The following is an 18,388-nucleotide window of genomic DNA, read 5'->3' as shown; positions in this document are numbered from 1 at the left end:
TAATAACGAGAACAAAAAAATGACCAGACTAGTGGCAGTTACCCCTAAACAACACCAAGACATACAAATAGATAAACAAAAAGTTGAAGCACACGGCGCAGAGCTTAATTTAATCCCTGTCGTGACCGCAGAGTTTACTAACCTTGCGACACAGTACCCAATCGTATTAACGAAAAATGGCGACACCGGCGAGTTTGTTTGTGCAGCAATGTTAGGCTTTGAGGCAAAAGAAAATCTTTTTTGGCAAAACGGACAATGGCAAAGTATTTATCTGCCATTACAAATTCAACGTCAGCCATTTTTTATTGGTAATTCAAACGGCGAAGCAACAACGACAAACCAAGACTATGTTGTTTGTCTCGACAGTGAAAGCCCAGCTATCGTTAACTCCCCATCGACTAGTCATTCAGGTGATGCGAATCCACACTTGGTCAGGCTCTTTACCGATAACGGCGAAGAGAGTGACTATTTTCAGCAGATAAAACAGACATTAGCGCACATTTTACAAGGAGAACAACACACTAAGGCTTTTATTAAGGCATTAAACACAGCTCAGTTAATACAACCACTGTCGTTAGAAGTGACTTTTGCCGACCAGCAGTCGACCCGATTAAACGGGCTTTACACCATAGATCAGCAAAAATTGGCAGCACTGACAACAGAGCAAGTTGGCAAATTACACCGCGATGGCTGGTTAGCGGCGATTTATACCATCATCACGTCTCTTGGTCAGATTTATTCGCTGATTGAACGCAAAAACCAACGCTTAACGAACTGATATGTTAACGGTTTCTTTCAGTAAAGAGCTTACCAGCAGCATTCATCATATAGGTAATGAAGCAACACCGTTATTTGTATTTGAGCAATTTGTAGATAAGCCGCAGCAGCTACGTCAGCTAGCAGCGAATGAAGCGCAAGATTTTATTGCCCAACCGTCGGATTATTACCCAGGGATACGTAGAAATGCCCCTCAAGCATATCATGCCCTATTAGGTAAGCAGCTGCTGCCATTACTAAAACAATACCCACCGTTTAGTAGAGCAACACAAATTGACGTCACTTTATCTGCATTCTCTATTGCTACCACGAAACCAGCACAATTAAAACCGATTCAGATGTTGCCCCACTTTGACACCCCAGCCGACAACCAGTTTGCGCTGGTGCACTATCTGTGTGAGCACAGACATGGCGGTACCTCGTTTTATCGTCACAAAGCATCAGGTTTTGAACGTATTAATGCAGAGCGCGACCACAGCTATCGCCTGACATTAAAACAGCAGGCAATGGCAGCCAAACTTCACCAACGTCCAGGTTATATTAGAGGGTCTACTTCATTGTTTGAGCAGTTTTATACTGTTAGTGCTCAGATGAACAGGGCAATTCTCTATCCGAGTAATGTATTACATTCCGGCGATATCCAACCACATATAGGCTTATCTGCGGCCCCTGATGCTGGTCGCCTGACCATCAGCAGCTTTATCACAGTAAAATAACGTTACAATGCGCGAGCAAGAACCTGAGCATTGTTAAGAGCTGTTGCTATTTTTCAACAACAACAGTCCTAGTATTACGGAAAACTATACACTATCTTCATTTCATCGGTGACTTGGCTTAACGGCAAATAAGTGATACTGCCAGGTTGCTCCAATAGTTTAGCTTGTATATCTTTACTATCAGAATATGCTCTGGGTGGTTTACCTTTGCCGGTAAATACTAACGTGGTCCAGTATGCGTAAAGCTGTTTAGATGATTTACCTGAAATATTCTTATAAAAATTATCGCGTAACACATTATCTTTTAATTCAATTGGCTGAGCTTTATCGCCATTAGGAAAACGCGTTGTGCGTGCTAAAAAGATATTTTCCACTAACTGAACCGTTAAGCTTTCAATCTGTGAATTTTTACCAACAACAACAACGGTTTGTCCATAACTGTATTGAGTTAACAATAATAACAGAGCAGTGATAAAAGGTTTCATTAAAACGCCCCTTCTATCGTTATTGTCGCGATATTGCTTTCATCATTCGCCAAAGCATTCAACCGGCCAGTATCGTCACTGGTTTTGAGACGCTCAATTTGAAATTTTAAGGCAAAATAATCGCTGTAATCCCAACGCGCTCCTGCTGCTACGCTATAAGCATCGGCATCACCATCGGGAGGTGGTGGTGCATTAGGTGGCATTGCAGGTGGAGGGTCCTGCGGAGAAAGAGGCCCAAGACGGTCAACTTGCGGCGCCTCAAATGCCTCAAAAAACTGATTTTTCTTTGTCATTAAGATAAATGGCGTGATTTCATCAAATCGATAAGCGAGGGAAAGGTAATACATGGTGTCATTCGGCGTAACTTCCGAATCACTTTGTGAAAAGCCAGCATTAATTACCCATTGATTATGCACCACTTCCGTCTCTAAGCTAACCATCAGCACATCACCTGACTCGAGAATGGTTTGCCCTCGTGGTGTTTGCACAGAATACTCAGCATGCATCACCGCAGTGCGAAGCCAAAAATCTTGATAGGTTAACCGAGCAGAAAGCAATTCCATGCCATTGGTATCAACTTCATTGAGATCATGTTCTGCTTGGCCAAAGGCTAACTGAAAATCCCAATGGTATTCGCCAACCGATATATGCTTCAACAGGTCTACGCCCTGATATTCATTGATGCCGCTAGCACCTGTTCCTGGTGTTAATGGTCGCGCCCATAACCGGGAATAACCAACAGTTCTCAGTTCTGTTCCTTGTAGAAATGGCGTTTGAAAAAGTCCGGCACGTACTTTGAACTCGTTGCCAAGATCATAACTTAAGTATGCCCAGTTAATCGCGGTACTAACGGAGTTATCATTATCAAAAACGACTCCTTGGGCAAAGGCACTAAGATTATCGTTAAATTGGTATTCAATTTGACCGCCTAGCACTGAGTTTTGCAAACTAAGCTTATCCTGCTCAAATTGCTGCTGCTCTCCAACCGAGCTGACCACGGCTAAATCGCTATCTGCTATACTCAAATCTAGTGTATAGTAACCATTGAAGAATAAATTATCTGACCAGTTATCACTTGACGCAGGTAAGGTAAAACAACTGATAAGTATCAATAGAAAGCAGCGGTATAGTGCGCTAATGTTTGGCTTACCACTTAATTGCATTTAAACTCCGTTAACATTATTCAAATATTCCGTAACAGCGACTAAAGTATACAACAATAAATAAGCGAACATGACGATATTTCAAAAAATGATTGCCGTGCCAGTATTGGCATTATTCTTATTCAGTACATTTTTAGTCTATAGCTATTATGAGTATCAACAAACCAGTGGCAAAATAGAAGAAATTCGCGATCACTATTTACCTTTATTAGAAGCCGCTAACGATAACAATCACTTATTTAATGAGATACGTAGCAACTTTAAAGACGCAGTCCTCGCAGGCGAACCGCTATGGTTACCGGTCACTGAACAACATCAAGCAAAAATCACTGACAATTTTGCGCTATTACAACAAAACCCCCATCTGGTCGACCTAAAACAGCTGGAGCAGCTACAACAAAGCTTTAATTTGTATTACGACAATGCCTATACATTAGCAAAAACTATTATCAGTAATGAAGAGCGCTTAATTGCAGAAGCCCAACTGGTACAAGATGTAGAGTTTTATCACAATGCAGCAAATCAGCAATTCACTGAGCTTAAACATGCAATTCAAGACGGCTTTCGTCAAACGGTCGATGAAACCAATCAGGTAATGAATCAGCTGTTGTTTTTTGGCGCAACGATGGCGATTGCTATTATGTTATTCCTGTTTATTGTCACCTTAGTGGTTTCATTATCAACCCGACGCAGCGTTTATCAGGTGATTGAGCGAATGAAAAGTTTCGCCTTAGGTAATACCGACTTTAGCCAGCGCTTGCACCGTAAAAATAAAGATGAACTCGGCTACCTTATCTATTGGTTTAATAAATTATCTGACAAGCTCGAACAAGATTACCTGTTGTTAGAGACCGTTTCTATTACCGATAAATTAACCCAGCTTAACAATCGCAGTCGTACCGACCATTATTTACCGCAAGCATTAGAAGATGTAACAGCAAATAATCAGCAACTTGCACTCGTCATTTTAGACATAGATCACTTTAAGCAAGTGAATGATAATTATGGTCACCTGGTCGGCGATAACGTACTGCAAGAATTTGCCAAAATCTTAAAAATAACCGCAAGAGAACATGACTTTATCGCCCGTTGGGGCGGTGAGGAATTTATCATCGCTATTAGCAACACAGATAGTGACAGTGTTCAGCAACATGCAAACAAAATTAGAATAAAAGTAGAACAGCATCAATTCCCGGAGGTCGGCCAGATCACCGCAAGTTTTGGTATCGCTTTATCTCATCCAAATGATAATGTCAGTAGTATCTTAAAGCGCGCTGATGATTGTTTATACCAGGCAAAAAAACAAGGACGTAATCGGGTGGTCATTGAGCAAAATAGTGCTGGTTAGATTTCCCATACACTCCTCTTAACTTTACTTCGCTATTCAAGCCATTATTTAACGGATAACAATTCTAAAGGTGAGTAAAAAGCAGTAAACCCTATACGATAAAATTCACACATTCTCCTTTTGTTCTTCATCCTTGCCTATCTTTTTAGGGTTTGTCATTATCATAATAAATCCTAACATTGCTGAGAGAATGGAACCTGAAATAATCCCCAACTTAGCATATTCAATAGTCAAAACTTGACCAACAAACGCCAAGTTAGTAATAAACAACGACATGGTAAACCCTATACCTGCAAAACAGCCTAGCGCAAGAAAATCTTTCCACTGCATATCAGAGGGTTTTTCTGCACCCCCTAATAGCACTAATATATAGGAAAATAAAAAGATACCTAATGGTTTACCTATAACTAAGCCTAACAAACACGCCCAATAAACCGGTTCAACTACAATCGACGTAGTGGTTTCAGGCAATTTAACACCTGCATTTAATAGCGCAAAAAGCGGTAAGACAATGAACCCAATTGGTCTAGCAAGTTTGCTTTGCCAACGCTGTACCGGCGTAGTAACTGTTTTTGATATCTCTTCAGCAGCCTGAGCTAAATCATGCTGTTGTTGAACCTCTAATATAGTTCTGTCATGACGGTCAAGTTGTCTAAAACGTTTTAAGACTCGCTCCATTGATGCTGTAAACCAATGAGTATCAGCCATAGGTTTAGTTGGCACAGTTAAAGCGGCTAAGATCCCCGCGGTGGTAGCATGTATTCCAGAATGCGAAACAAACCACCACAGCAAAATCCCCGAAAGCAAATAGAACCAAACCGCGCGAATCCCGACAACATTGGCTAATACCATGATTAATAATATGAACGCACCGTATCCTAAACTCACCAAGGATACATTTTCACTGTAAAAGACACTGATGATTAAGACAGCCCCCATATCATCTACAATTGCCAGCGCAGTGATCAACACGAGCAGTGACTTGGACACTCTAGCGCCAAGTAAAACTAAAAGCCCTAGAGCAAAAGCGGTATCGGTAGCCATTACTATCCCCCAACCTTGCCAATCGTTTCCGTCTAATATCGCCATAATGATGATGTAAATTAGCGCAGGAGCCACCATACCACCTAACGCCATAGCGATGGCAAGCATTGATTTTCTTAGCTCTTTTAACTCACCCGCTAATAGTTCATACTTTATTTCCAGCCCTAATAAAAAGAAAAACAGCACAATCAACGCTTCATTTACCCATTCAAGCGCAGTATGTACTACTTGGAAATCGCCAAAAATAAAACCAATGTTGAAATTACGTAGCTGTATATATGCCTGATCCCAAGTTGTGTTAGCCATCACCATAGCAATGATCGTGGCAAGAACCAGCAAAAGACCAGCAGTCGATTGATGATGAATAAACTCTTGTAATGGCGAAATGACCTGTTGAAATTCTTTTTCCAACGGCATATGTTCTCGGTGTTTATCATGAACTTCCAGTTTCACAATACCTCCTCTAAAGAATAACGGGGAAAATTAGTGGCTATACGCCCTGTTCTGCCATCGCAATGATTAACCGACTAAATGTAGCACTATTAGCTCCTCTCAAATAGCTACTCTCATTATGAGAGATGCAACTATCATGAATATCGCCCATCGTGTTTTTTAACTTGTCTGAGACAAGGTCAAATGACTCAGGATAAAATATCGCGTTTTGTCCCATCTCAAGTGTCGAAGCAACGACACCTCCAGAATTTACCGCTTTAGCAGGTGCAAAAACCACTTTACTACCTTCAAATAGCTCAACAGCTTTCGCAGTACATGGCATATTCGCCCCTTCTAGAACAAACTGAATATCATTATCAATAAGGTGCTTAGCATCTTCTGCGCCTAATTCATTTTGGGTAGCACATGGTATCGCAATATCTGCTTTTACTTCCCAAGGCGTGTCATTATCAAACCATTTGGCATTAAATTTTTCCGCTAACCTATCCAGTTTAGGTCTTGATTCATTGCTAATGAGTTCATCAACCATTTCTTGAGTAAATCCCGCGTTACGATAGCAATAGCCCTTACTATTAGAAAGCGTTAACACAACCGCGCCTTTTTCAATAGCTTTTTTCGCGGTATGAAGTGCGACATTGCCACTGCCCGAAATAATGATTTTCATCGAATCCAATGATTTTTGTTGATGCTCTAAAAGTTTCTCAACAAAATAAATGACACCATAGCCGGTAGATTCCACCCTAACCTGACTACCGCCAAACTCTATACTTTTACCGGTCATTGCACCAGAGAACTGATTTTGTAACCGACGATAACGACCAAACATATAACCAATCTCTCGAGTACCAACATTGATATCACCAGCGGGAATGTCAGTGTTTGGTCCTATATAGCGAGAGAGTTCATCCATAAAAGCTTGGCAAAACCGCATAACCTCACGCCGCGTTTTCCCTTTGGGATCGAAATTACTCCCGCCTTTAGCCCCACCTATGGGCAAACCAGTTAACGCATTTTTAAAAGTTTGCTCTAACGCTAAAAATTTCAACACTGACTCATTAACATTAGGGTGAAATCGAACGCCTCCCTTGTATGGCCCGATAAGGTTAGAATGTTGTACGCGCCAGCCTTGGTTCACTTGCACCTCACCTTGATCATCAACCCATGCAACATTAAAACAAATCACTCGATCTGGCAGTAATAGCCTTTCAAGCAAGTTTTCACTAACAAGTACTTCCTCTAAATAAGGCTCAATCTCACTGTATTCTATAAGCTCTTCTATAGCCTGAAGGTATTCGGTTTGCCCATGATACAACTTCTCAAGTTTATCCTTTACCTTAGAAATATATGATGACTTCATACGACTTGCCCCTACCTATTAGCTTAAAGCGAACATGCTATATAATCATAATAAAGCTTAGCAAAAAACTTGAAAAATCAAAGCGATGCTAACAAGGATATTAGAGGTATTGGCGTGCTTGTGCCAAAAGAAGTGCATTGGGTAGTCACCGAAGTCAGTGGCAACTAGAAGAAATGTAGGCACAACTCAATGCCGAGCATGTCGCATTAAAGTCCCGAGTGTTAGGCCAGAAAACCTTAGTTAATAACAGCCATCTAGATTATGAACGAGCAAAGCTAACACTAAAAGCCCAGCAAACCATACTGGCACAAGGCATAGTCGCAATATCAACGGTTGAACATCAGGAGGTCAAAATTGAAGTTGAGTAATTATTTCAGCGCTAACAGATGGAAGAGAAAAGACTGATAAAAGCGAAAGAAAATGTCGCGCTGCCTTTGTCCTATCGTGACGACATCAGCAAAGCCGAGCGAAACCAGTTAGTCACAGAGGCATTGGCACAGGTAAGCATGCAACATCGTGCCAATCATTTCCCGTCACAGCTATCTGGTGGCCAACAACAACGCGTGGCTGTAGCAAGAGCAATTGCCGGTAGTACCTGGCACAGTTAAACTTAATTAACTTAAAGTTTAAACTGGCTCACCAGCTTACTGAGCATTTGGTATTCCTGTTCGACAGCATTACAACATTTAGACGCTTCTTGCACCGAGCTGTTATTTTCTTCTGCTAGCATATTAATCTGTTCGACTTGCTCCGCCATATCTTTACCCACCATAGATTGCTCCATGGTGGCGGACGCAACTTGGCTGTTTTGCATTTCAATACTAGCGACCTGTTCACTAATTAAATTGAAAGTCTCACTGACTTTTTCTGCACTCACTAAGGTTTGTTCCACCATATCTGCAGCGCGGGTCATCACAGAAACTGATTCATCTGAACCTTTTTGTAAGTTCTCAATAATGGTTTGAATTTCAAGTGTCGACTCTTGTGTCCGTTGTGCTAAAGTTCGCACTTCATCAGCAACCACAGCAAAGCCTCTGCCTTGCTCACCGGCCCGAGCCGCTTCTATCGCAGCATTAAGCGCTAGCAAGTTCGTTTGATCCGCAATCCCACGAATAACATCCAAAACCGTAACGATATTAGTTGCTTGCTCTGCCACTGTTTTCACTGTTTTGGTCGACTCAAGCACCGTTTCGCTTAAATTTTTGGTGACGTTTAAACTTTGATTGATATTATCTGTGCCTAACTGAACCTGTTCTACCGCTATCGCACTTGCTTCACTAGATAAGGTTGCAGATTCAGCAACAGAATCCGATGTGGTAGACATTTCTTCAATTGCCGCAGATAACTGCATGGTTTTATCTGTTTGCTCTACCGACTTTTGCTCAACCAAATTAAAGTTATTCCGCAGCTCGTGCACTTGTTGATCAAGAATATTAGATGCCTTCCCCATACTGGTTAAGGTCTTATGCATAATTTCCATCATGCCGTTAAATGAACGTGATACCTGACCAATTTCATCTTTCTCATCTTTACCAACCCGGTCTTGGATCCGTTTAGTTAAATCTAAGGTATTGGCAACCTCATTAACAGACGTGTTTAACACCAAAATAGGCCCTGATAAATAATTACCTAGCCATAGAGCGGTCAATATTCCCAGGGCAACTAACACTAATGTGCTGATCAAAGAGGTGACAGTTAACGATGAACTCAATTGTTCCGATGCTAAAAATGCTTCATGTTGATCGATTTCACTTAAAATGGCCCATTTATTCCCTGCTATATCAAATGCCGCATAGGCGGATGCCACCATGATGCCCCGGTAATCGGTAATGAGGTCAAAACCACTTCCACCACTAATCGCTTGACGCACCGCCTTGGTATCGACTTTTGCGATCCCTAATGCAGAGCCTTTAGCATCGATAAGGGCAATATCTTTATCTGGCGTTCCCGCTTGTTTAAGTACTTTTAAATAAGAAGCTTTATCTTCTAACAGAAAACGGCTTTGACTACGCATTAAATAATCACTACCGACTAAATACGTTTCACCGGAGTCACCTAATCCCCTAGCTCGCCACTGCCCCTGATAGGTCATAATATCATTAATTTTATCCACCGGTGCCTGAAAAATCAGCACCCCCGTTGCAATACCATCAATAACAATAGGAGAAGAGAAAAATGCAGCCGCACTTTCATAAGAAGGTGTATAGGGTGCAAAATCTGTCATAAACGCTTGACCTTTATCGGCATTTTTTGCTTTAGCAAATGCTTCAGCTAAGCCGGAATCGGCATAAGCACCAGTAGTTAGCGATGTCGCATAATCAAGCTCTTTAAAAACCGAATAAACCACATTGCCAGCATTATCGACAATAAAAATATCGTAAAAACCAAATTGCAGTAAGAACTGTCGGAACTTAGGATGATATTTTTGATGAGCACTATCGTATTGCGAACCATCGTTGAGCGCTAACAGCTGGTCTTTTTCGCCTAATGCATGAGAATTAGCACCTATGTAACTATATTGCAATGCGATACCTGTATCTGACAAGGTATTGAGCAGCTGGTTTGCATCTAACTGGCTGTTTTGATTTTCTGTCTGGTACTTCTTCAAAAACTCATCGAGATAGTAAGAGGATAATGTCGCCCGCTGCTGCTGGCCTTCAGGAAGTTTCGCTTGCCCAATATAGTCTTGATAACTCTTAATAAAGATCTGTGCTGCATCTTCAGTCATAGTGGAGTCAGCTAATGAAATCACCTGCTGATTAATGGTCTCAAAATAGTCAGATATTTGCTCTCGTTTTGCATCTCGCAAACCAATTAAACGCTGCTCGACCTGTGAATAAAGCGCACTGGAAACATCATTAGTCGCTATATAAGTAAGTAAGGTTGAGGTCATCACTAACGCAATACTAACCACAATGCCAACATTAAGAATAATTTTACTTTTTAAACGCATAGCTTTACTGCCTTCTGTGATGACGCTCCATGACAGCTATATCCTTCTTTCAATAGTAGGACAATATTGCAATTTTGTTAGTTATTTATTTTATAAGCATTATTTTTATAACGAAAATAGCAGAATGATGGGTAGCAAATTAACCCAACTTTAAACAATCGACTAAGTATTCTATTAACAGAAAATGACCTGTTTAGCGCGCTAAAATACGTCATGACTTGGACACTGCTGAATGAATACAGCGTTTCTTTGCCAACGTGTTAGTTGCGCTTTTGTGTCCAGTATATTTTCTTCACCTGGCTTGAGAGTTAAGGCAACATCTATCATTTTAACCGCCTCATGATAACAATTAGCTTTACCTAACGCATAAGCATAATTATTTAAATATTGAGCTTGTTGTTTAGCATATTGAACTCCTTTGGCATACCAAACCAGTGCGTTATGAACAGAATTTTTGAGTTGATAATTAGCCAATAAAAAGTACGCTAACCAATGTTCAGGCCATTGTTTTACTGCTGATTTTAACGCCTTAATACCAGCTTGCGCTTGCCCTGTGTCTAATAAGGCCTGAGAAGCTTTAGTATAAATAAAAGGGTCCAAATTCTTATTGGCTTTATCGGGCGGCAACATAGCAAGCATCCAATATTTCCCTCTTTTCCAAGTTCGCTCAAAGGTAGATAAATCAAGCCGATAATTTTCAGTTAAACCTGTATGTAAAATGACTTCCTTTGCATGAATATCGTATCCAATCACTACGGCATAATGCCACTGCGGAAACAATTCAATCGAATTATTTTGTAAGACAATAACTGGAATATCTTGTGCAATCAGACTTAACAACTGGGATAAGTCAGCATACTGAGTATAAGCAAGCATTCCAAGTTGCCGAGTGGCAGCCGTCATTTCTATCGTCAAACTACCTTTTAACTCTGGAACAAAAGTATTAGGTGCAATTTCCTCTGGTGTTTTGGTTACACCGTAAAAATTTGCCACTTCTGATAATGTTGTCGGACCGCAATAATATGCTTGCTGCGCATAAAATGGCACTTGCGCAATTTTATGCTGCATCACTTTGGGAGGGTTAGCTAACACTTTTTGAGTATGAGGTGGGGTTTGACACCCAGCCATAACAATAAAAAGGCCAGCAACTAGGCCAGCCTTTTTCATAACATTTATCATTTGAATCAAGTCGATTTAAACACTAAGTAATTGGACGAATAAAAGGGTAAACATCGGTAATACCTAATACATCAAGTACCGCTATTACTACTAATACAGTTACTATGGTGCCAACGATACCACCTGCTACACCTTCATTAATTTGTTGATTTAAAGAAGCAAGTTCTTCATGAGTCATGTTAGCGATTCTATTTTTAGCATCTGCCGATGAAATTCCTAACTCAATTAATTGTTGCTGAACTTCGGCTGAATCAACATAAGATAAAATTTGAGATTTTTCAAAAGCAAATTGCTGCGATTGTATCACTTGATTTGATTCGTATAAGTCGGCAGCTGCCTGGCCGAGACTAAAGACAAACAAGCAAGCTGTAAGTCCAGCTTTTAATAATAATTTCATGGTTTCTATCCTTTTTAGCTTAACTTTTAACAGCTTAACTATGTTCTCTTATATTATCCAGTTTGTTTGATAATAATTTGAATCCGTTGCTACTCTTTATCACTTTCTGTATCGAATTATCTTCCAAACAAGCTTGTTGAATGAATAAATCAGTAGCAATAAATATGCATCCCCCTTCCTTTAGCGTCATCAGTAAAATAAAGAGTAGTTCGCCCGAAGCATAGTCATTTGTAGCACTTATAACAGTTTGATGATAAAACGCTCACAATCACCAAATTAGAACGAATTATCGGTGATTTTCGGCGCTATTTGCCCTAAATTACTGATATGCAAATTATCTCGCTCTATGGCTTTCCCTTGCAAAATGACAGTATTAATATCATCAAAAGCCGATATGCTCTGCAACGGATCACTGTTTAATAACAGCAAGTTAGCAATTTTACCAGATGCAACGGTGCCATAATCTTGCTCCAAGTGATATGCCTTGGCATTGTTTATCGTCGCAGCAGCTAATATACCTTTTAAATCCATTCCCGCTTTATACATATCTTGAAGCTCGATATACGTGGCAAGACCTGGTTGAGAGGCATAGGTTGGTGCGGGCGGTGTATCTGATGCCAATAAAATTGTTACTCCTCTATCGTATAAGTATTTCAGTACTCGCTGTCCATTAGCAAGGTTTGCCGAAAAGCGCTCAATAATTGTTGCAATAGGTACTCCTTCCCAATCTTTATACATTTCTTTAGCAAACCATTGCCCTGATTCTGATAAATACCAGTTAATTTGCCACTGCGGTAGCACATTTTTATAGTCTGCAAGGGTCATGTGCCCTTCTACCATCAACTCAGCTAGCGAGCGCATCACGTTCATGGTTGGTTGGTAGATAATATCGTGTTCAATAATGCTATCTGCTACCGCGCGAACCTTAGCAGGAAGCGCTCCTTCTCTCGTTGTTTTCTGCTCTTCCAGCCAGTTCCAAAGGCCGTGCCCCATAATACTCACCCCAGAATCAGCCGCGATAACTTGCATATCAGTTGCGTTAGCGTGCGCCATGGTCGGAAGGTGCAAGTTCTCGGCATGCTGAGTGAGTTCTTTCAGTGTCGTGTTATTTATTAGCGGTATATCATTGGCAAAACCAAACCCGTCCTCAATATACACTTTTGCACATTTAGCTCCATCATCCACTAAACGATTAACCGCTTGTTTTGCCTGATGAGCGTTATAGATATCTACCGGTGTTTTAGGGTCTGTTGCTTGCGCGACATAGTAAGGGCGCTCATGATGTAAGTCTTTATGTGCAATTCCTCGAGCATTGTAACCATTGTACACTGGCATCGCACCACAGAAAAATGCAGTAGGCGTTAGACCACTGTTATGAAATTTGTCTATGCCTTGTTGAGTATTTGACGGATCGATCACCTGAGTGACGCCATAATAGAGGTAATTAACGCCTTGCCGCGCTAAAAAAGCTTGTTGCATCTGAGGTGCTTTTTCATTTGAGCGATTTAAGCCAGGCATCGTTTTTAAATGCGTGTGGCTATCCATTAGCCCTGGTATTAAATATTTTCCATTGCCATCAATAATATTTTTTGCCTCGGGTGTCTCAGTACCTGAACCAATACTGACTATTCTATTGCCGTTAACTGCGACCCAATGTTGTTCTTTAATACTCACTTGGTGTTGATTAAGTGGCGAAATAACAGTGGTATTTTCAATAAGCAAATCAACTTTTGCGTACCCAGAGCCGCTGAATATTTGAGCTATTAAACCTAACGCCAGTAATTGTTTTTTCATACATTCCTCCTTTAAAAAACATGAGCTTAATAAAGAAGGGCTTTATCTTTCTGAGTTATTTATAATATTGATCTAAAATTTTTCTAAAAAAAGAAAACAACATAAAATTCAAAACGTTAAACAAGAGACACATGGAAGCTTTTAAGTTAGGTAATTGGCAAGTATTTCCAAAATTGAATCAATTAACCTTGATTTCAAGCGGTAAAACCAAAACAGTTACGCCAAAAATAATGCAGTTACTGACCGCATTAATTGAGCAAGGTGATAACCCTGCCAGCGTAGACCAACTGATCACTAACGTTTGGCGAGATAGAGTCGTCGCCGATAGCTCTGTTTATCAGGCAGTTGCTCAATTAAGAAAAGTACTTGCTGCAGACGAAACAATCGCGGTGTACATTGAGCGCATTTCAGGTCAAGGGTACCGTATCTGCCCCGATGTTGACGTAAGCCCGTTCACCCCAGAAAAAGATAAGTCTAAACAAGCACGATTCATATTGCTCGTTTTAGTCTTTTTGTTAGCTATCACTGGAATTTTCTTTACATCTCAATCAAATGAAAATGTACAAAGCCAGCATTTTGAATCGTTGTCACTGGCAAGCCACTTAATCAAGCAAATAGAACCCGAGCAACTTCACCACGCTAAGCAACTATATTTAGAAGTATTACGCGAAGATCAAGATAATGTTAAGGCCTTAAATGGCTTATGCAATAGCTATCGCTTACTGACAATCTACGACACGCTATCTGAAACTGAACGTGATAGCCTATGTCGGCCGCTACTAGAAAAAGCTCACGCAAATGAGTCCAATAACCCTAATGTACTTGCGTCATTGGCCTGGCAGTCATTTCAACAAGGTGACATCAAACAATCAGAGTCGCTTTTTCAACAAGCCTTGGCGATAACCGAACAAGAAGCCATCATATGGCATTGGTACGGGCAGCTAAAAAGAAGTCAAAATGATATTCCAGCTGCGTTAACCGCTCACAAAAAAGCCTTTAAACTGGCACCTAATGATCCCATTGTACTCAGGGGGTTAGCATATGCTTATTTAAATAATCGCGACTTAAACAGTGCCCGCAAGTATTTTGAGCGCAGCATCGTCATTGCGCCTAACTTTAAAAACAGACCTTTATACGAGCTTGATTTTTATCCATTAAATCAGGATAGAGCAAAGAATTATTTAGCTTGGTACCAGCAATATGAAGACAGCTACTTTAAACGGTTTCCAATGCATAGACTCAGTTATGTCATTTTTTTACTCAGTCTAAACCAAGCAGAATTAGCAACAGAGGAATTGCATAAAGTTGAAGCACTGGATAACATTCCACAACACTTTTTACTTTATGCAAAAGCATCACTTGCATGGCATATGCAACGTCGAGAAGAAACATTAGCCTTGCTAAAACAGCGTTACTTGCTCGCCCCACAACAGAACCATTTGGTGATGCCCTATCTTGTTGCTTTGCTCCACTTCGATCAAGAAGCTCAAGCACTAACGCTTTTTGAGCAACACTTTGCCAATATTATTAAGTTGGAAACAATCACCCCTGATCAACTTGGTCAATATTTGTTATTAACTTCGCTCTATCAATCACTAGGAAAAGAGCAAGCCTATCAGCAAGCATTCTCAAAACTGCTGAGCTTAAGACAAGAAGTCAACAAATTTCCCGCGCAGCACGAGCTGGTTTGGTATCAACTGACCAATAAAAAAGAGCAATCTTTGGAGCTTTTAACACAGATGCTAACGGATGGTTGGTTGCCAGACTATAACGACAGTATATTCTCAATAACCTTTTATCAAAGCTTACTGGAGTCAGATAGAGAAAAACAACAATGGCGCAAATACCTGAGCCAAAAGCAAAACTGTATTTGGCAACAAAGTAAATGTGCCGATAACGATTAAAGCTTCAACTAACCTAAGTGGGAATCAAAAACTTAGACCCACTTTACTACAAAGAATGTTTAGTAGAGATATGTTCAATAGATCAAACTAGCATTTGGCTAGCTTTACCAGCCTAATTAGCTTTGCTAACATTTCACTTGTAACCCATTTACAATGAGATTGGGATTAATATTCAATTAGTTATGAAATTACGTACCTTAAGCGCTGAAACGAAGCTATTGAATTAACGTATTGTGAAAGCGTTTGCCACAGTGACAAGGATCTGCCTTATCCTCTTCCTCACAAACACTGAGCGATGGCGAATAGCCAGTCCAACACACGGGTTTATTCACCAGTAACTTTTTGTTTGTAGTTCAAAGAGACAAATCATTAAAAGCTACTTGAGCGATAATTTTGACTAAGTACTTTCTAAAAAGGCATGCAGAGATTAAGATAGCTAAAACCACAAAGATAGTACTCTAAGAACATGTCCATCCGAATTGTGATTGCCGATGATCACCAGCTTTTTCGTGAAGGCCTACAACTGATACTGAGCAGTGAACCAGCTTGGCAAGTGATCGCCGAAGTAGATAACGCCGAAGATCTATTGACCCGTGTAAAAACAGAACAACCTGAACTGGTGATGATGGATTATCGCATGCCCGGCGGCGGCTCTCTTTCGGCGTTGGAATATATTAAAAAACGCTATCCCGAAATAAAAATCATTATGTTAACCGGGGTACAATCTCGCACTTTATTTGCCCAGATGACTGCATGCCAGGCTGATGGCATTTTGCTAAAAGAAATGTCAGCCGATGAACTGAAAAAAGCAGTACAGAATGTTTTACTCGGTAAAAAAGTTACCTCTAAAGGGGTTGCACAGGAGCTGGGAAGCAATGCGCCCGATTTAACTGCCAGAGAATTTCAGGTACTCGATTTAGTATTGACCGGGCTAAACAGTGCAGCCATTGCTCAAAAACTCAGCCTTTCCAGCAAGACTGTCGAGAATCACCGTTATAGCTTGATGCAGAAACTGGGGGTCAAAAATACCGTCGAGCTGATGCACTACGCCAGTCGTCATGGATTGTTGTGATTTCTCTGCCAAAGTTTATTTTAAATAATAACGCTCAGCCTGACCCTATTATGGAATCCAGGCTCGATGTGTTAATCAAGCAAACTAACTTATCAGGTGTTGTCAGCTTAGTTGCCGCGATTATTCTAATGATATTGCTGCGAAATGATGCCAATACCACCGCACTGCTGGTTTGGGTGTCAGCCTTTGCGCTGATCACGTTTTTTCGCTTGTTTTTTGTCTACCGCCCTATACAAAATCGGCGAGCACAAGGAGAAAAACATTATCAGTTGTATCATTTGACTATCGTCTTTTTTCTCTTACTGTCTGGTACTAACTGGGGCATAGGTGTCTATGCTTTTTTGCCTGAACCTAGCGCCACAGAACTCTTTGTTACCTTCTTTATTTTTATCTTCGGTATTACCACAGGTTTATTGGTTGCACTTGTTTATTCCTTCTGGGGTTACATGGTATTTCTGATCCCCATGATGCTGGGTACCGCGCTGCGCATCATTGAGTCTGAGCAATATCTACTGCTGACAGGCGCAGGGCTTTATAGTCTATATCTTACTATCACCGCCATGCGGTTATCCAAAGTGGTCACCAACGCCATTAGCATTGATGTCACCAACGCTAACCTATTGCTACAAGTCACAGAAGAAAAAATCAAGGCTGAGCAAGCCAATACCGAGAAATCCCGATTTTTGGCAGCTGCCAGCCACGACTTACGCCAACCACTTAATGCCATAGGCCTCTTTATTCAGGCGCTTAGCCAACGCGTTAAAGATAAACAACATAGAGATATTTTATCCCCCCTTGAGCGTTCATTTACTTCATTAAAAGGCCTGCTTGATACCCTGCTTGATCTCTCTCGTCTTGATTCGGGCGACCTAGAGCTAGACTGGCAGCAGGTACCACTCGACAGTGTTATACAACCTTTACTGGATGAATTTAGGGTTAAAGCAACACACAAAGGCCTAGCGATACATTACAGCTCCACTCCCTTGGTGGTGCAAACGGACCCTATGGTGTTGGCTCGCTTACTGCGCAACTTACTCGACAATGCAGTCAAATATACCCCTCAGGGTGACATAAATATTAGCGTTACACATCAGGTAGATCAGCTTAGACTGGCGATACAGGACACAGGTATAGGCATTCCCCAAGAAGAGCTTGGCAAGGTTTTTAATGAATATCATCAGATTGCCAACAAGCGTCGTGACTCCAGCAAGGGGATAGGTTTGGGCTTGTCAATTGTAAAAAAATTGGCGCACTTGCTCGGCACTGAAGTCAAGGTAACATCAACGCCTGGTAAAGGATCAACCTTTTCCCTGAGCTTGCCGGTCGTTAATGCCGTAATGCCTGTTGATGAAGTGCCACGCATTCAGGGCCGTCGTCTATTCGGCGTCAGGATTTTATTAATTGATGATGACCTAAATAATTTATTTGCTCTGCGCCTATTATTGGAAGAGCAACAATGTCATGTTATTTGCGCTCAAGATGATAAACAGGCATTAGACAGTTTAGAGCAACAACGACCAGATATTATTCTGTGTGATTATCGTTTGATGGACGATAAAACCGGTATAGAAGTGATCGCTCAGCTACGCCAGGCATTAGCTGAACCGGTCAAAGCAATTATATTAACAGGCGATACCGACCCTTCCATAGTAGAGCAAATTAACGCTCAACAACTGCCGCTGCTCAATAAACCGGTTGATTTAGCCACACTAGAACAACTGATATTTACCTTATTAACTGAATAAC

Annotated in this window: 15 protein-coding genes and 1 pseudogene; 8 read left to right on the top strand and 8 right to left on the bottom strand. The window is 40.9% G+C overall.

Features of this window, described 5'->3' with window-relative positions; all coding sequences use genetic code 11:
• Nucleotides 1-19: 19 nt before the first annotated feature.
• A complete protein-coding gene (locus QQK06_RS12085) occupies nucleotides 20-778 on the top strand; it encodes a SapC family protein (protein ID WP_284244948.1) in 759 nt (252 codons plus the stop codon).
• Between the two features lies 1 nt (nucleotide 779).
• Entirely contained in the window at nucleotides 780-1,493 is a 714-nt protein-coding gene (locus tag QQK06_RS12080) for a DUF6445 family protein (RefSeq protein ID WP_284244947.1), read from the top strand.
• A 74-nt stretch (nucleotides 1,494-1,567) separates the two neighbouring features.
• Here the strand turns inward: QQK06_RS12080 and QQK06_RS12075 are convergent, their stop codons facing one another.
• Entirely contained in the window at nucleotides 1,568-1,978 is a 411-nt protein-coding gene (locus tag QQK06_RS12075) for a hypothetical protein (protein ID WP_284244946.1), read from the bottom strand.
• Complete coding sequence (locus QQK06_RS12070; protein WP_284244945.1) at nucleotides 1,978-3,141, bottom strand: hypothetical protein; 1,164 nt, start codon at nucleotides 3,139-3,141, stop codon at nucleotides 1,978-1,980. Before QQK06_RS12070 ends, QQK06_RS12075 begins: the two co-directional genes overlap by 1 nt.
• Nucleotides 3,142-3,211: 70 nt before the next feature.
• Between QQK06_RS12070 and QQK06_RS12065 the strand changes: the two genes are divergently transcribed.
• On the top strand, nucleotides 3,212-4,489 hold the full coding sequence (locus QQK06_RS12065; protein ID WP_284244944.1) for a diguanylate cyclase domain-containing protein: 1,278 nt from the start codon (nucleotides 3,212-3,214) through the stop codon (nucleotides 4,487-4,489).
• A gap of 105 nt (nucleotides 4,490-4,594) precedes the next feature.
• Here the strand turns inward: QQK06_RS12065 and nhaA are convergent, their stop codons facing one another.
• Entirely contained in the window at nucleotides 4,595-5,986 is a 1,392-nt protein-coding gene (gene nhaA, locus QQK06_RS12060; protein ID WP_284244942.1) for a Na+/H+ antiporter NhaA, read from the bottom strand.
• Nucleotides 5,987-6,023: 37 nt separating this feature from the next.
• Nucleotides 6,024-7,343, bottom strand: coding sequence for an NADP-specific glutamate dehydrogenase (gdhA, locus tag QQK06_RS12055; protein WP_284244941.1), 1,320 nt, complete (start codon nucleotides 7,341-7,343; stop codon nucleotides 6,024-6,026).
• A gap of 218 nt (nucleotides 7,344-7,561) precedes the next feature.
• On the opposite strand from gdhA, the gene QQK06_RS12050 reads away from it, so the two are divergent.
• Nucleotides 7,562-7,711, top strand: coding sequence for a hypothetical protein (locus QQK06_RS12050; protein ID WP_284244940.1), 150 nt, complete (start codon nucleotides 7,562-7,564; stop codon nucleotides 7,709-7,711).
• Between the two features lie 45 nt (nucleotides 7,712-7,756).
• Nucleotides 7,757-7,936, top strand: a pseudogene (locus QQK06_RS12045) (ATP-binding cassette domain-containing protein); the annotation flags it as partial.
• Between the two features lie 26 nt (nucleotides 7,937-7,962).
• Here QQK06_RS12045 and QQK06_RS12040 read toward each other — a convergent pair.
• The 4 genes from QQK06_RS12040 to QQK06_RS12025 all read right to left on the bottom strand — a co-directional run bounded on the left by QQK06_RS12040 (nucleotide 7,963) and on the right by QQK06_RS12025 (nucleotide 13,666).
• Nucleotides 7,963-10,296, bottom strand: coding sequence for a methyl-accepting chemotaxis protein (locus tag QQK06_RS12040; RefSeq protein ID WP_284244939.1), 2,334 nt, complete (start codon nucleotides 10,294-10,296; stop codon nucleotides 7,963-7,965).
• Nucleotides 10,297-10,497: 201 nt separating this feature from the next.
• Complete coding sequence (locus QQK06_RS12035; protein ID WP_284244938.1) at nucleotides 10,498-11,463, bottom strand: PA2778 family cysteine peptidase; 966 nt, start codon at nucleotides 11,461-11,463, stop codon at nucleotides 10,498-10,500.
• A 34-nt stretch (nucleotides 11,464-11,497) separates the two neighbouring features.
• Nucleotides 11,498-11,872, bottom strand: coding sequence for a PA2779 family protein (locus QQK06_RS12030; RefSeq protein ID WP_284244937.1), 375 nt, complete (start codon nucleotides 11,870-11,872; stop codon nucleotides 11,498-11,500).
• A 276-nt stretch (nucleotides 11,873-12,148) separates the two neighbouring features.
• The gene (locus tag QQK06_RS12025) at nucleotides 12,149-13,666 is read right to left on the bottom strand and encodes an amidohydrolase family protein (protein ID WP_284244935.1); all 1,518 of its coding nucleotides are present in this window, start codon (nucleotides 13,664-13,666) and stop codon (nucleotides 12,149-12,151) included.
• A 131-nt stretch (nucleotides 13,667-13,797) separates the two neighbouring features.
• Between QQK06_RS12025 and QQK06_RS12020 the strand changes: the two genes are divergently transcribed.
• The 3 genes from QQK06_RS12020 to QQK06_RS12010 all read left to right on the top strand — a co-directional run bounded on the left by QQK06_RS12020 (nucleotide 13,798) and on the right by QQK06_RS12010 (nucleotide 18,387).
• Nucleotides 13,798-15,570 (top strand): winged helix-turn-helix domain-containing protein, encoded by a 1,773-nt coding sequence (locus tag QQK06_RS12020; RefSeq protein WP_284244934.1) that lies wholly within the window; start codon nucleotides 13,798-13,800, stop codon nucleotides 15,568-15,570.
• 466 nt (nucleotides 15,571-16,036) lie between these two features.
• Nucleotides 16,037-16,642: a response regulator transcription factor gene (locus QQK06_RS12015; protein ID WP_284244933.1), complete on the top strand. Its 606-nt coding sequence runs from the start codon at nucleotides 16,037-16,039 to the stop codon at nucleotides 16,640-16,642.
• Nucleotides 16,643-16,710: 68 nt separating this feature from the next.
• The gene (locus tag QQK06_RS12010) at nucleotides 16,711-18,387 is read left to right on the top strand and encodes an ATP-binding response regulator (protein ID WP_284244932.1); all 1,677 of its coding nucleotides are present in this window, start codon (nucleotides 16,711-16,713) and stop codon (nucleotides 18,385-18,387) included.
• The last annotated feature ends 1 nt before the right edge of the window (nucleotide 18,388 follow it).

Origin of the sequence: Thalassotalea insulae, from assembly GCF_030161395.1 — a bacterium.
GTDB lineage: Bacteria > Pseudomonadota > Gammaproteobacteria > Enterobacterales > Alteromonadaceae > Thalassotalea_E > Thalassotalea_E insulae.
Note: the sequence above shows the minus strand (reverse complement) of the source record. Positions and strands in the feature narration are given on the sequence as shown.

Coding starts and splice junctions, on each gene's coding strand:
- QQK06_RS12070 (WP_284244945.1), bottom strand. CDS start 3,141: ATGCAATTAAGTGGTAAGCCAAACATTAGCGCACTATACCGCTGCTTT.
- gdhA (WP_284244941.1), bottom strand. CDS start 7,343: ATGAAGTCATCATATATTTCTAAGGTAAAGGATAAACTTGAGAAGTTG.
- QQK06_RS12040 (WP_284244939.1), bottom strand. CDS start 10,296: ATGCGTTTAAAAAGTAAAATTATTCTTAATGTTGGCATTGTGGTTAGT.
- QQK06_RS12030 (WP_284244937.1), bottom strand. CDS start 11,872: ATGAAATTATTATTAAAAGCTGGACTTACAGCTTGCTTGTTTGTCTTT.
- QQK06_RS12035 (WP_284244938.1), bottom strand. CDS start 11,463: ATGAAAAAGGCTGGCCTAGTTGCTGGCCTTTTTATTGTTATGGCTGGG.
- QQK06_RS12015 (WP_284244933.1), top strand. CDS start 16,037: ATGTCCATCCGAATTGTGATTGCCGATGATCACCAGCTTTTTCGTGAA.
- QQK06_RS12085 (WP_284244948.1), top strand. CDS start 20: ATGACCAGACTAGTGGCAGTTACCCCTAAACAACACCAAGACATACAA.
- QQK06_RS12065 (WP_284244944.1), top strand. CDS start 3,212: ATGACGATATTTCAAAAAATGATTGCCGTGCCAGTATTGGCATTATTC.
- QQK06_RS12075 (WP_284244946.1), bottom strand. CDS start 1,978: ATGAAACCTTTTATCACTGCTCTGTTATTATTGTTAACTCAATACAGT.
- QQK06_RS12020 (WP_284244934.1), top strand. CDS start 13,798: ATGGAAGCTTTTAAGTTAGGTAATTGGCAAGTATTTCCAAAATTGAAT.
- QQK06_RS12025 (WP_284244935.1), bottom strand. CDS start 13,666: ATGAAAAAACAATTACTGGCGTTAGGTTTAATAGCTCAAATATTCAGC.
- QQK06_RS12080 (WP_284244947.1), top strand. CDS start 780: ATGTTAACGGTTTCTTTCAGTAAAGAGCTTACCAGCAGCATTCATCAT.